Below are 12,593 nucleotides of genomic sequence, written 5' to 3'. Positions count from 1 at the left end.
CTAGAATCTATAGCCTATACTTACACGATAATTTCGGGGAGCTTCTGTTTGCCAGTAGAAGCTGTCGTTGGTGCCATCATAGTTGAAGTCGTAAGGGCCACCTGAGTAGAGGTATTTATCTAAAATGTTGTTAACATTTACACCGAGACTGATTTTTCTAAACTGATAAGAAACGGCTCCGTCTAATCTGAAGTAGTCGGGTAGGGTGGAGTCTGAGCTCCCGTTAACAAACCAAGGATAGCGGCCCAACTGCCACTGGTAACCTGCCGAAAAGCCTAAGCCTTGTAGTTTGCCCTTATACAATCTGTAAGAGAGCCAGGTATTAGTAATGTGTCTGGCGAAACCAGGTACATAATTTCCTACTAGAAGAGGATCTATATCTTTTGTGATCTTAGAATCAGTATAAGCATAGTTGAACATAGCGCTTAAGCCTGGTGTTATGTCTCCTCTGATATCAAACTCAACGCCTTTTGTCTGTGTCTGTCCAAGCTGCAAAGATAAGGTTTGGCTTGGATCGCTAGGATCTCCGATAAGCTGGTTATTTTTTGTTATCTGATAAACGGAGACTGTTGAATTCCAACGGCCGCCAAACCAGTCTCTTTTAGCACCTACTTCTAAATTATTTCCTGTAATTGGTTTTACTGTTGCTTCGTTAGCTAGTTTGCCAATTTGTGGGATAAAGGCCTGATCGAATAAAGCGTAGACAGTAGTAGCCTTATTCAAGGATGCACTTACACCTACACGTGGTGTAAACTTCTCGTTATTAACGATAGAAGTATATTGATTAGTTTCTGCTTTAGTATAACGACCAGCCAATGTTAGTCGGAGGTTATTTTGAAAGAAGCCGAGCTCGTCCTGTACATAAATAGCACCGTATTTCTGGGCCAAGATATTTCCACCAGCACGCTCTTCAAGTGATTTAGAACGATCTATAACTGGAATAGCATCAGTACCTAATCCATACACAGGTGCGTAGATATTGAAAGGTGTCCCAGAATCCAGCACGAAATACTGGTTCCAGTCTGCCAGGTACTTTTTATTGCCTAAATCAAGACCTCCTAATACCTTATGCGTAACAGCACCTGATTTGAATTCTCCATTTATAAACAGCTGTCCAAACTTGCTTATATTTTGTGCGTCCCAACTGCTAACTGTTCTTTGCATATCACCGTTGGTTGCCACACCTGTTGCCCAAAGCGAACTACCAATTTGGTTATAGTTAAAGTAAGCCGTCTGAGCTGTCAGCTTCCATTTGTCATTAAACTTGTGTTCAAAAGTAAGGAAGGCGCTGTTATCTCGCATATCTGATGGTTTCAGGTTTGGATCTGCAAGGGTGAAATTACGGGGAAGATCTTCAAAGCCCCGCGCAGAAAACACATAAGCAGAACCAATAGTTGACATGCGGGAGTACTGGTGCGTATATTCAGCCGTGAGTGACGTTTTATCGCTGAACTTGTAGGTAAGAACAGGAGCTATGGAGTAGCGGTCGTTATACTCAAAGTCTCTCCAGGAATCTTTTAGCTGCCCCATTACATTCAGGCGATACAGAAGTTTACCGTCAGCTGATAACTGCCCATCTAAATCGGCCGTTGCTCTGAAAGTATTAAAGCTACCAAAGGTAAAGTTTACTTCCTGCCGTGTTCTGCCTGTTGGCTTCTTGGTTACTACATTGTAAAAACCTGCCGGATCTCCATTTGCCAGCATAAAGCCCGCCGGACCTTTCACAAATTCTATTCTTTCTACAAAAGACATATCTTCTGATAAAGGCCCCCAGGTAGACTCTATATTCATGCCGTTTCTGAAAGGAGCTACTCTGGCACCGCGCATGTTTACACGGGTGTAGTTGCCCCAGTGTTCCAGCATTGTAACACCGCTTACGTTCCTGGATACTCCTTCTGACATATCAAATATTTGCTGCCCTTTAATCAGGTCACTTGATATAATTTGTATGTTCTGAGGCGTTTCCAGTATAGGAGTAGTTAAGCGGAGTGTTTCAGAGGGGTTGTCTACTTTAAAGGTTCTCCTGCTGCCTGCTATCACTACTTCCTGTAGCTGAGAAGCACTTTCGTTCAGGGTGAAGTCTACTGTAAAAGTTGCTTCATCAGGCACAGCTACTACTTTCTCTATCGTTTGAAGCCCTATAGCACTAACCCTGAACGTGTAGGTGCCAGGCTTTACTTTTTCTATTTTATATATACCGTTTTTGTCAGTTGTGGAACCCATGCCTGTTCCTCTCAAACTTACAGATACTACTTCTGCTGCTGTTCCATCTGCAGTTGTTACGCTGCCTCCTACCGTTACCACTCCCTGGGAGAGGGCATGTGCAGAGGCCGTAATTATAAAGAGTAGAGTTATAAACGATAGCTTCATGTTATTTAGATTGATTATAAATTGTTGCAAAGGAATATAGGAAAGTCCAATATTCAAAGCTTATTTGTAATTAATCTAAATAAATTTTTTAACAGAGTCTGTACAGCTATAAACAATAGAGAAGAGGTACTAAGCTTTGTGTTTTTGCGTGAAGTGTTTGCTCTTCATATAAAATGGAGGCTTATTGGCATGAGTAAATACAGAAGCAGGACACACTACTGAACTTCGTTCTCAGAAAATACAGCACATGAGCTTAATAGACAAAATTGCCTGGTTAGAAATAAAGAACGGCCGGATTTTGAGCACCAGGAGCAAAGACAGGGCAAAATATTATATTCCGGGAGGCAAAAGAGAAGCAGGCGAAACAGACCTAGAAACGCTTTGCAGAGAAATAAAGGAAGAACTGGATGTTGATCTGATCAAAAGCACAGTATCCTTTAAGGGCGTTTTTCAGGCGCAGGCCGATAACCACGCGGAGGGGGTGCAGGTAAAAATGACCTGTTATGCCGGAGCATACAACGGAGAAATAAAAGCTGCCGGAGAAATAGAAGAAGTGGTATGGTTAAGCTACCAGGACAGAGGCAAAGTATCGCCAGTAGATATGCTTATTTTCGATTGGCTTCACGAGCAGGGCTTACTTGTATAGCAACAAACCCTAAATAAAAACTAGAATGCTTGGCTATGACTAAATCAAAGCTGCGAAAGTGAGGTGCTTTCAGGAAAAATCAGAATAAAAGCTCTACACGGGAGCTTTAGAGTTATATACTACCTGATGCCTGTCTCTAGCCATTTAAGCGCTTCGTCGGAGCTTGTAAAATTCTTGAATGCAATAGCAGCGGTGTTGTTTGTTTTTACAAGTTCCTGTACCTGGCCCTCTCTGATGATATTGGAGCTTTCCAGTCTGGCTAGCTTCTCTAGCCTTGTCTGCAGCATTTCTTTCGCAAATTCTGTAGACAGCACTGTATACTTCTCATTGTCTATACTTACAACGGTTTTTCTGGAGTCGATTAAAAGCCTTTTTACATCATAGTAGCGGATAGCCTTTATAATTTCAGACAAAGATTCTTTTACTTCTGCCAATGTATAATTATGGACATCCGGCCATTCCACGGTCAGCACGTCAGAAGAGGGATTGTAATCAAGTCTAATAAACGTGCTTGGTATAATCATTCTAATCTTTCTTTCTCCTGTATCAACTGTAAAGATATTTAAAAGATTCCAGTACCGATTGTGCACCAGGTTTATTCTCTTTCGCTGAAGGTAGCGCATATAACGTTACTTTCTGCCGCACCTGCTTTAAATCAGCTGGTTATCAGAAAGTTAAAATGTAAAAAGCCACTGCAAAAATTTAATTTACAGTGGCTTGTGGCCGCGCCGGGACTCTCACCTTTTTAACGTTGCTTATTCATGCTTTCTTTAGATTATCGCTAAATATTTATTTATAGGGCAATTATGAGGATTAGAAAGTAATTGAAAGTAAGTAAAGGTAAAGAAAAGTAAATTTTACCGTCCGATATATTTCCGAAGTTTCGGACAATGCGTATCTTTAAGTTATAACAGAGGCAACTGTATGACACTAAATTTTTACTTGGATAAGCCGAAGTCCGAAGGGGATACGGCTATCTACCTGTACCTGCGTACCGGTACTCAAACAATCAAGATAAAGACGGGGCAATACATTACCCCCAGGCACTGGAATACTAAGGCGGATAAAAGCGGCAACCACGTGAAGCGGTCATATATCGGCAGCCTAGAGTTTAACGGTTGGTTGGCTGGATTCAAGGCAGACATCCACAAGCTTTATAACAAGCTTACCGCTGGGAATAGCGCAGTCACTATGCAGGAGCTCAGAGAAGCAATCGAGGATTTCCAGCTTAACAAAGAGCCCGCTGCAGCCTCGGGCTTCTTTGACCACTTTCAAAGTTTTATCGATATAAATACGACTGAACGCAGCAAAGCTACTATTGCAAAATACAAGGTTGTGAAAAAGCACCTGGAGAAGTTCTGCAAGGACCAGCGATATAGCTTAAGCTTCGATACTGTTAATTTACACTTTTTCGACTTGTTCAAAACTTTTGCAATCCAGACACTCAAGCATACCGATAATACGCTTTGGAAGGATTTCGCCATTGTAAAGACTTTCATGAATTGGGCACTGGACCGGGGCCTACACCAGAACCTTATTTATAAGAAGTTTAAAGCACCACAAAAAGATGCTGAAACCATCTACCTAACTGAGGCTGAGCTGATGACATTGTATAATGCGGATCTGTCAAAGGATAAAAAGCTTGACCAGGTGCGTGATGTTTTCTGCTTTGGGTGCTTTACCGGGCAGAGGTACTCTGACATAGCAAATCTTAAGCGTACTGACATCAAAGGAGACCGTTGGGTGCTTCGTACGGTAAAGACTGATAAGCCGCACCAGGTACCTCTAAATGCGTTCGCTCTGGCCATACTTGAAAAATATAAGGATGAACTAAAGCCTCTGCCTGTGATCAGTAACCAAAAGACAAACGAATATCTGAAGGATCTAGGGGAACTGCTGGAGATCGATGAGCCTACAACCTTATATAAGCGCCGTGGGAATGAAAAGCTATCTAACATGCAGCCTAAGTATAAGTTCATCGGTACCCACACTGCCAGGCGTACCTTCATTACTCTGTCTCTTGAGAAGGGTATGCGGCCGGAGGTGGTAATGCGTATTTCCGGCCACTCCAATTACAGCTCCTTTAAGAAGTATATCAAGCTTTCGGAGAAGGTAACAGAGCAGGAAATGAATCAGATCTGGCAGTTGCCGGCGCAAATGAAGGTGGTATCTTAATTTGGGATGTATGGAAAAATATAATGTAGGAGGGCTCATACAGTCAGATTTTGAGCACATAGTTAACTTAAATGACTTCTTTACCACTCAACCGTTAAGCATATATAGTAAAGTTAACATGGCTATATATGATGAGTTAAACATGATCCGGGTGAAAGCAGGTTTTAGGACAGGCTTTTGGGAGCCATTAAATTTTTTTAATACACTTTACGATCAGTTTTATATTATCATGGAATATTACCTAGAACCATATACCGTTTTAGGTCATCTCTATAGTTTAGAATTAGATACATATCAACTTGCTTTCCTGTTTAGTTCTTTAAGTAAGTTTCAAGTCATACAATACAGTGTTACTGAATCCGCAACTACTGAAGAAATAGAGCAGTGCAAACAGGCAATGCTTTTTATGTTGTTTCTGGTTGGTAAAGAATGCGATAGGCTATGGGATTTTATTCAGGAGGGGCAAAATGATAAAAGTAGATATGCTTACACATTTGAGTTAACAGAACCTGTGTTGGAGCATTTTACGACCTTGCAAGAAAAAATTAACTTCCTGCATAGCCAAATAGATTGCTGTGAGCAGGAAGTAGCTCAGGCACCAGAGAAGTTTACAGATAACGGACGTGTATATATTGAAAGATGCCTTCTCAAAATTAAGTACTTTAAAAGGCTAATGGCAGAAGAAAACAAAACTTATACTGTTGATAGGGGCGAAGAACAACTAGCAGGGGAAGAATACCCTCCTAAAGAAGATCCTTCTTTTGAATGGCTTTTCAGAGATAAGGGAAAAATAAGCCCATTAATTAAAGCACTCCAGGCAAGAGGTTGTTTAGATAAGAATGAGTCTTGGATAGATGAGCCTACTCACATTGTACGTCTTTATACAGCTTTATTAGATGCTAAAAGAATAAAGGAAATCAAATTGACACCTTTAGGTCGTATCTTTTGTAAAAGATTTAAAATTGAGCCTAAAGCTTTTAGTGATAGGACTGCACGAACAAGAGTATATGATGATATATATGATGAATTTTTTAAGTTAAGTACTAATATTTGATATTGTTTACTTCCGATATTTGATATTGTTTACTTCCGATTACTTCCGATTACTTCCGTTCGGAAAGTGCGGAAGTAATCGGAAGTAAAGATTAAATTCCTTTGCCTCATAACCTAACTTAAATAGTTATGAATGTAAAGGAATTTTCTTTTATAGCAACACTTTCTCCAGATGAGCGACAATTGTTAGTGCAGGAAGTTGTGGAAGCGCTTACGCCATTATTGTTAGCTAAAGCAGATGCTACAATACTTGAAACTGAGCAACCAATCTCTAAGGTTGAGGCATGCCGCTTGTTACGTTGTTCCCAACCTACAATGACGAAATGGATGGCTGAGGGAAAAGTGCCGTTTTATCGTAAAGGGCGCCGTGTTTATTTCTTCAAGTCTGAAGTATTATCCTCTCTTGAACAACCATTTAAAAGAGCATAGGAGGCCATATGGGAAAAGGATCATGTTTGCAGCAGAAAAGGGGGCGATATGAATAAGGTATCAATCTTCCCTAAAATCAATGTTACAAGGAATGGGTCAGATGTAGAGTTGCTTTCTATTTTAAATGATATCTGTGATGGGCGCTGGCGGGAAGTAATAACAACTTTAAGGAATTTAAAGACCGAGGAGGAACAGAAGCAGTTCAAAAGTGACATGCTCCCTTATTTTACGGTTTCGGGCACATTTAGGCATAGAGACCAAAAGGGCTTAGAGCAGCATAGTGGTTTCGCCTGTCTTGATATTGACAAAAAGCAAAACCCAGGGGTTAATTTCAAGGATCTCCGTAAAGTAATTGAAAAGGATAACTATACTTATTCTTGCTTTCTGAGCTGCAGGGGGTGGGACGGCGGTCTTGCAGTAATTGTAAAGATCCCCACTAAATACCACGAAGCCAGTTATCGTGCTTTAAAGGAATATTTTGAAACAACATATAGTATTGCGTTAGACAAGACCTCTAATGTTGCCTGGCCACGATATGTGAGCTATGATCCTGAATTATATCTGAATCATGATAGTGAGACTTTCGAAGAACTGCAGGAGGAAGAAGCTGCGTTAGTAGAAAGCCAGACCAGTCCATGCAAAGCCCCTATTTACCCAGCACCTACAAGGCCGACTAATTATGGGCACACAGCATTGCAAACCGCAGTTAGGAAAATACTTGATGCTCCACAAGGATCAAAGCACCATATGCGTAGAGATATGGCCTATTTATGTGGGGGGTATGTTGCTACTGGTCTTCTCTCAGAACATGAGGCGCAGCAGGCATTAGAACAAGCTATCATGCATACTAGCCCTAAGTCTGCATGGAAAGTCGCTTTTGCTACCGTTAGGTCTGGAATAAAAAAAGGGCAGGAAAAACCGATTCTCCCAGAGCCTTTGGCCTATATTGCTTATGAAAGCAAGTCGCACGGCGACCAAAAGGAGTTGGTGGCGCAAAAGATAGCAGTTAGTCACGGAGGCAATGCCCAAGCAATACAGGCGGCAGTGGAAGCAATTTATGAGGAACGGGAAGAAACGATTCTTGCATTCTGGGATGTGCTTTATGATGAGAAAAAGGACATCTATAAGTTGCATTTATCCCACGTTAAGTATGCTGAGTTCCTTGATGGGGCCGGATTCCGGAAGTATCGAAGGGGCAAAGATGTATCTATTGTTCGGGTGTCGAACAACATTGTTTCAGAAGTGGTCATGGACCAGATTCAGACATTCATTTTGGACTATCTGAATGAGCTACCTTTTCATTTCGACCATGTGTTTCGCTCACAGGTTATAGACCAGGTAATGCGGGAGCACCGGCATTTCTTCGACGAGCGCAAGATGGGGTTTCTTCGTGAATTGCAGGATGAGTTTCTTCGGGATGATAAAGATACGGCTTACTTTTTCTATAGGAATGGCTTTGTTACAGTAAAACCGGAAGCTATCTCTTTTGCATCTTATACAGAGCTCCCAAGCTTTATATGGCAAAAGCAGATACGCGATAGAGATATTCAGCTCATGCCTGCGGATGAGGTAGGCAATTGTGATTTTAGTAGGTTCCTGTATAATTCATCGGGTCAGAATCAGGAGCGATTACTTTCTTTGTATACACTTATAGGTTATGAGTGCCATGGGTATAAGGACCCATCAAACACAAAAGTTGCTATTCTTGTAGATCAAGCGATCAGCGAGAATCCGTCCGGCGGTACAGGTAAATCATTAATTTTTAAAGCAATTGGTAAGGTAGTGCCCATGGTGCTGGTGGACTGCAAGACTATGGATTTTAAAGATAAGTTCTGGTCTCAGGAGGTTAATGAATTTACCCGTGTTGTTTTCTTTGATGATTGGGACGGACGGCGCTTACCTTTTGATAAGCTTTTTGTAATGGCCACTGGTGAGATGAAGATAAACCGGCTCTACCAGGGGCAAACAAGTTTAGCTTATGAGACCTCTCCTAAGATTGGGATTACCACCAATGATATGATCAGTGGTGCAGGAGATAGCCATGCTAGGCGAAAGTTCGAATTTGAGATAGCACCCTATTATAGTAAAGACTTCAATCCTAAAGACGAGTTCGGGCGCAATTTTTTTGATGACTGGGAAGAAAGCGAGTGGAATTCCTTTGATAACCTAATGATGGGATGTTGTCAGTTATTCCTCAAGCGGGGACTATTAGAGCCTGCTCCAATAAATCTCAACAGGCGCAAACTTTTGCAGGCCACCAGAATAAGAGGTCAACAAACCGGTTTTGCCTCTTTTATGGATGCAAAGCTTAAGGATGATAAAGGGTTATGGCTCTGGGCCGGAGGGGAGTATGTTATATCTAAACCAGGAACTTTTGAGGATTTCAAATCGCAGGAAGGTATCCCTGACGGAGCCCTCTCTGCAATGGAATGGGACAAGTGGCTTAAACTATATGCTCAATTTGAGGGGCTGGATGTAGATACTAAGAAGGAGAAGAGAGACGATATAGGCAATAAGTTCAGAGCTGCTATATTTAGCCAAAAAATCCTATAATGAAGTTGCGACACATCTTGCGACAGATAGCTAAGGGTGCGACAAACTTTCCTTAGTGTGTCGCAGGTGTCGCAGGTTTGGATATTAATGTCGCAGATAAATATGCACAACCTGCGACAGCAAAAACCTCAATTTAAATAAATAGATGAATCTACTTCTCCATTTGTCGCAAGGTCGCAACTAGAATATGAAAAAATTTAATGATCCATCGAAATTCTAAAATAACCAATATTTAATTGTATAAAATAAAGATAGATGGTGAGATAATAATTATATAAAGAAATAACACCTAAAGGTTGCGACACTGCGACAAAGTTTATAAAATACAAATCATTTGCAGTCAAATGGAATCACTTACACTAGCCAAACCGCTAACAATTATTAATAGAATTTCTTTTGATAAGGAGTTCAATAAGTATCCGGATCCTTTCCCAAGATGGGGAAGAGAAACCCTCCAAACGCTTAAGGACTCAATAAAAGAATGTGGTGCGCAGGACTCTTTTCTCATAAAAGTAGCCAATCAAATAAGTCATTTTGAGTTTATTCATGAAAACGAGGACGGCTTTTTCTACAGTCATGAGGTAACTTATAAGCATTAGAAACGATATAGTATCTGTTTTAGCGCGTTCTATAATGCCTAAGTCCCTTTTCCGCAGCCCTGTGGAGGGGCTTTTTTTATTTTAGGTTATTATGAAAGAGCAAGGGGAAATAACAACAGATCAATTTAGATATCAAGCAGGAAGACCCAAACCCGGGAACAATACAACCAAACAAATATTTTGCTTGAAATCAGGGTATGGTGTACAACTGGTACTCTTTACAGATTTGCTTCCTAATGGTAAAAAGCAAGAATCAAACCGACGTACCTATACGACTCATGATATCAGAATGGTTAAGCAGGACTACACCCACGGCTGGATCAAAGGCCCCGAGATGGCAGAGAAGCTGGGTGTGCCTTACCCTTCTTTCAAGCAATTTGTTAAGCGCAACCCTGATCTTAAGAAAGGATACCATACCAAGCTAAGTCCCTTTTCCGCAACTTGACAGAAATGCCTTTTTATTTTCGGGTATTATGGAAGAGCAGAAGAAACTCACCGCAAAAGAGCAGCGCTTCGTGGAGGAGTACTGCAAGGATTGCAACGCTACGCAGGCCGCCATCAGGTCGGGCTACAGCCAAAAGTCGGCATATTCGATAGGTTGGGAAAACCTGAGAAAACCTGAGATTTCTGAAGCGGTAAAGGCAAGGCTCAATGAGCTCGCCTTGCCTGCCGAAGAGACAACAAAGCTGATAACCGACATTGCCAAGGGTGACATAAAGAACTATTACACCATCACGGAAGTGGAAGAGTCGACGCGCATAAAGGTGCCGCTTTCCCATGTGATCGAGAGCATCCGAGAAGAGATGGCATTCGAGGAGGAGTACGCCGCCCGCGCTGAGCTGGACGAAGATGAGCTGAAGAGCCACAAGGCAGCGCAGGCCAAGCGCCGCCGGCAGATCATTCGCCACCATTTGGAGCTAGAGCGAGACCCGCAGGCCACTGGCTATGTGCAGGGTCCACCGCAGAAGGTGAAGCGCACTGAACTAGACATGGTGAAGTTGATAGAAGATAAGCAGGCTGGGCGCATTAAAGCTATTATCCCCTCAGAACACGGGCTGAAGGTGGAGCTATATCCAGCGGATGCAGCTCTTGACAAGTTGGCCAGAATGCATGGTCTTTACGAAAAGGACAACAACCAGAACATCAGTCTCACTTGGCACGAGGAGCGCACCTATGAAGCTAACGATCAAGCAGACTAGAGCACTCGACATATTGGAGGACACCACCACCACGGAGCTGCTGTACGGCGGCGGCGCGGGCGGTGGCAAATCTGCACTGGGGTGTTACTGGCTGCTGAAAAATTGCCTTCGCTATCCTGGTACCCGCTGGCTGATGGGCAGGTCGAAACTCAAGAGCTTAAAGGAAACCACCCTCAACACTTTCTTTGAAATCTGTAAGCTCCAGGGAGTGAGTACCTCGGTTTACCGATACCACCAGCAGGACAACATTATTTATTTTTCCAACGGATCCCAGATCATTCTGAAGGATTTATTCCTGTATCCCAGTGACCCGAACTTTGACAGTCTGGGCTCGCTTGAGATCACAGGAGGGTTTGTTGATGAGTGTAATCAGATTGTGCAGAAAGCATGGCAGATTGTTAAGTCTCGTATTCGTTACAAGCTTGACGAGTTCAACCTGATACCTAAGTTGCTCGGCAGTTGCAACCCTGCGAAGACGTGGGTTTACACTTACTTCTACAAGCCATTCAAGGAAAAGGCACTGGAGCCTTTTAAGGCCTTCATTCAATCTTTGCTTTCCGATAATCCGCACGTCTCGAAACACTACCGTGATAACCTGCTGACACTGGATAAGGCTAGCAAAGAGCGTTTGCTGTTTGGTAACTGGGAGTACGATCAGGACCCCGCTAAACTCATGGATTATGAAAAAATTATTGACTGCTTCACGAACGACTTTGTGCCTGGTGGCAAGAAATACATTACTGCTGATATTGCTCGCTTTGGAGCTGACAGCTCTATCATTCTGCTATGGGATGGCTTTCGTGTCGTGGGAATTAAGGTGCTTAAAGGTGCATCGGTCACTGAAGTTGCAGCGGCTATACGTGAAATGGCGAGACAGCATCATATACCGCTATCGCAGGTTGTTGTCGACGAAGACGGTGTGGGCGGTGGTGTTAAGGATATACTGCGTTGCAAAGGTTTCCTGAACGGAAGCAAGGCACTGCAGGGGGAGAACTACGCCAACCTGAAAAGCCAGTGTTACTTCAAAATGGCTGAGCGTGTGCAGGCGGACGGGCTGTATATCCAGTGCGAAGATCCAGCGCTTAAGGAGAAGATCATTGAGGAAATGGAACAAGTGAAGCAAAAGGATATGGATAAGGACGGCAAGAAAGCAGTGATTCCTAAAGAGGAAGTGAAAGAAATACTTGGTCGTTCGCCTGACCTTTCCGATGCGCTAATGATGCGCGAAATTTTTGAATTAACTAAGTCATCTTTTGGATACGCATAATGAAGAAACACAAACTAACCCCCGCAATGGACGACGCTTTGAAGCAGTTTGCTGAGCGCCTGCCGGTACCCGAAACCAAATACCGCACCCCTCAGAAGGGGCACGTGCTGCTGGCCGACGACCCGAACCTGTTGGATGCTAAGGGCAATCCGCTGGATCCGGAAAAGGAGTATTACATCGGCTCGCCCACCAACGCCACCAACCACCTGCGCAGGCTCCGCAAGGCGTTCCGGGATGGCGGCAAAGATGCGGTGGTGGAGTACCTGCGCCCTTACGAGAGCTTTCTGGCGCAAGAATAAAAA

The 12,593-nt window shown here is 42.9% G+C and carries 11 protein-coding genes; 9 read left to right on the top strand and 2 right to left on the bottom strand.

All coding sequences use genetic code 11. The features are described 5' to 3' along the window. On the bottom strand, positions 1 to 2,370 hold the full coding sequence (locus C1N53_RS16235; RefSeq protein ID WP_137760315.1) for a TonB-dependent receptor: 2,370 nt from the start codon (positions 2,368 to 2,370) through the stop codon (positions 1 to 3). A gap of 247 nt (positions 2,371 to 2,617) precedes the next feature. Here C1N53_RS16235 and C1N53_RS16230 point away from each other — a divergent pair, with 247 nt between their 5' ends. Next, positions 2,618 to 3,016: an NUDIX domain-containing protein gene (locus C1N53_RS16230; protein ID WP_137760314.1), complete on the top strand. Its 399-nt coding sequence runs from the start codon at positions 2,618 to 2,620 to the stop codon at positions 3,014 to 3,016. Positions 3,017 to 3,135: 119 nt separating this feature from the next. Here C1N53_RS16230 and C1N53_RS16225 read toward each other — a convergent pair whose 3' ends face one another. Next, positions 3,136 to 3,540: a hypothetical protein gene (locus C1N53_RS16225; protein WP_137760313.1), complete on the bottom strand. Its 405-nt coding sequence runs from the start codon at positions 3,538 to 3,540 to the stop codon at positions 3,136 to 3,138. A gap of 400 nt (positions 3,541 to 3,940) precedes the next feature. On the opposite strand from C1N53_RS16225, the gene C1N53_RS16220 reads away from it, so the two are divergent. The 8 genes from C1N53_RS16220 (at position 3,941) to C1N53_RS16185 (ending at position 12,590) form a co-directional block, all read left to right on the top strand. Further along, positions 3,941 to 5,191 carry a site-specific integrase gene (locus C1N53_RS16220; RefSeq protein WP_137760312.1) on the top strand — a complete coding sequence of 417 codons (1,251 nt, stop codon included), beginning with the start codon at positions 3,941 to 3,943 and terminating at the stop codon, positions 5,189 to 5,191. A gap of 10 nt (positions 5,192 to 5,201) precedes the next feature. Next, on the top strand, positions 5,202 to 6,245 hold the full coding sequence (locus C1N53_RS16215; protein ID WP_137760311.1) for a hypothetical protein: 1,044 nt from the start codon (positions 5,202 to 5,204) through the stop codon (positions 6,243 to 6,245). 128 nt (positions 6,246 to 6,373) lie between these two features. Next, positions 6,374 to 6,673 carry a helix-turn-helix domain-containing protein gene (locus C1N53_RS16210; RefSeq protein ID WP_137760310.1) on the top strand — a complete coding sequence of 100 codons (300 nt, stop codon included), beginning with the start codon at positions 6,374 to 6,376 and terminating at the stop codon, positions 6,671 to 6,673. A gap of 48 nt (positions 6,674 to 6,721) precedes the next feature. After that, the gene (locus C1N53_RS16205; RefSeq protein ID WP_137760309.1) at positions 6,722 to 9,226 is read left to right on the top strand and encodes a BT4734/BF3469 family protein; all 2,505 of its coding nucleotides are present in this window, start codon (positions 6,722 to 6,724) and stop codon (positions 9,224 to 9,226) included. A 783-nt stretch (positions 9,227 to 10,009) separates the two neighbouring features. Then, positions 10,010 to 10,270, top strand: a complete 261-nt coding sequence (locus C1N53_RS16200) for a hypothetical protein (protein WP_137760308.1) — start codon at positions 10,010 to 10,012, stop codon at positions 10,268 to 10,270. 28 nt (positions 10,271 to 10,298) lie between these two features. Beyond that, positions 10,299 to 11,024 carry a terminase small subunit gene (locus tag C1N53_RS16195; protein ID WP_137760307.1) on the top strand — a complete coding sequence of 242 codons (726 nt, stop codon included), beginning with the start codon at positions 10,299 to 10,301 and terminating at the stop codon, positions 11,022 to 11,024. Further along, positions 10,999 to 12,291: a phage terminase large subunit gene (locus C1N53_RS16190; RefSeq protein ID WP_137760306.1), complete on the top strand. Its 1,293-nt coding sequence runs from the start codon at positions 10,999 to 11,001 to the stop codon at positions 12,289 to 12,291. The genes C1N53_RS16195 and C1N53_RS16190 overlap by 26 nt, the downstream gene beginning before the upstream one ends. Further along, positions 12,291 to 12,590: a hypothetical protein gene (locus C1N53_RS16185; protein WP_137760305.1), complete on the top strand. Its 300-nt coding sequence runs from the start codon at positions 12,291 to 12,293 to the stop codon at positions 12,588 to 12,590. Before C1N53_RS16190 ends, C1N53_RS16185 begins: the two co-directional genes overlap by 1 nt. The last annotated feature ends 3 nt before the right edge of the window (positions 12,591 to 12,593 follow it).

Origin of the sequence: Pontibacter sp. SGAir0037 (genome assembly GCF_005491705.1) — a bacterium.
Taxonomy (GTDB): domain Bacteria; phylum Bacteroidota; class Bacteroidia; order Cytophagales; family Hymenobacteraceae; genus Pontibacter.
Note: the sequence above shows the minus strand (reverse complement) of the source record. Positions and strands in the feature narration are given on the sequence as shown.

Coding starts and splice junctions, on each gene's coding strand:
- C1N53_RS16235 (WP_137760315.1), bottom strand. CDS start 2,370: ATGAAGCTATCGTTTATAACTCTACTCTTTATAATTACGGCCTCTGCA.
- C1N53_RS16230 (WP_137760314.1), top strand. CDS start 2,618: ATGAGCTTAATAGACAAAATTGCCTGGTTAGAAATAAAGAACGGCCGG.
- C1N53_RS16225 (WP_137760313.1), bottom strand. CDS start 3,540: ATGATTATACCAAGCACGTTTATTAGACTTGATTACAATCCCTCTTCT.
- C1N53_RS16220 (WP_137760312.1), top strand. CDS start 3,941: ATGACACTAAATTTTTACTTGGATAAGCCGAAGTCCGAAGGGGATACG.
- C1N53_RS16215 (WP_137760311.1), top strand. CDS start 5,202: ATGGAAAAATATAATGTAGGAGGGCTCATACAGTCAGATTTTGAGCAC.
- C1N53_RS16210 (WP_137760310.1), top strand. CDS start 6,374: ATGAATGTAAAGGAATTTTCTTTTATAGCAACACTTTCTCCAGATGAG.
- C1N53_RS16205 (WP_137760309.1), top strand. CDS start 6,722: ATGAATAAGGTATCAATCTTCCCTAAAATCAATGTTACAAGGAATGGG.
- C1N53_RS16195 (WP_137760307.1), top strand. CDS start 10,299: ATGGAAGAGCAGAAGAAACTCACCGCAAAAGAGCAGCGCTTCGTGGAG.
- C1N53_RS16190 (WP_137760306.1), top strand. CDS start 10,999: ATGAAGCTAACGATCAAGCAGACTAGAGCACTCGACATATTGGAGGAC.
- C1N53_RS16185 (WP_137760305.1), top strand. CDS start 12,291: ATGAAGAAACACAAACTAACCCCCGCAATGGACGACGCTTTGAAGCAG.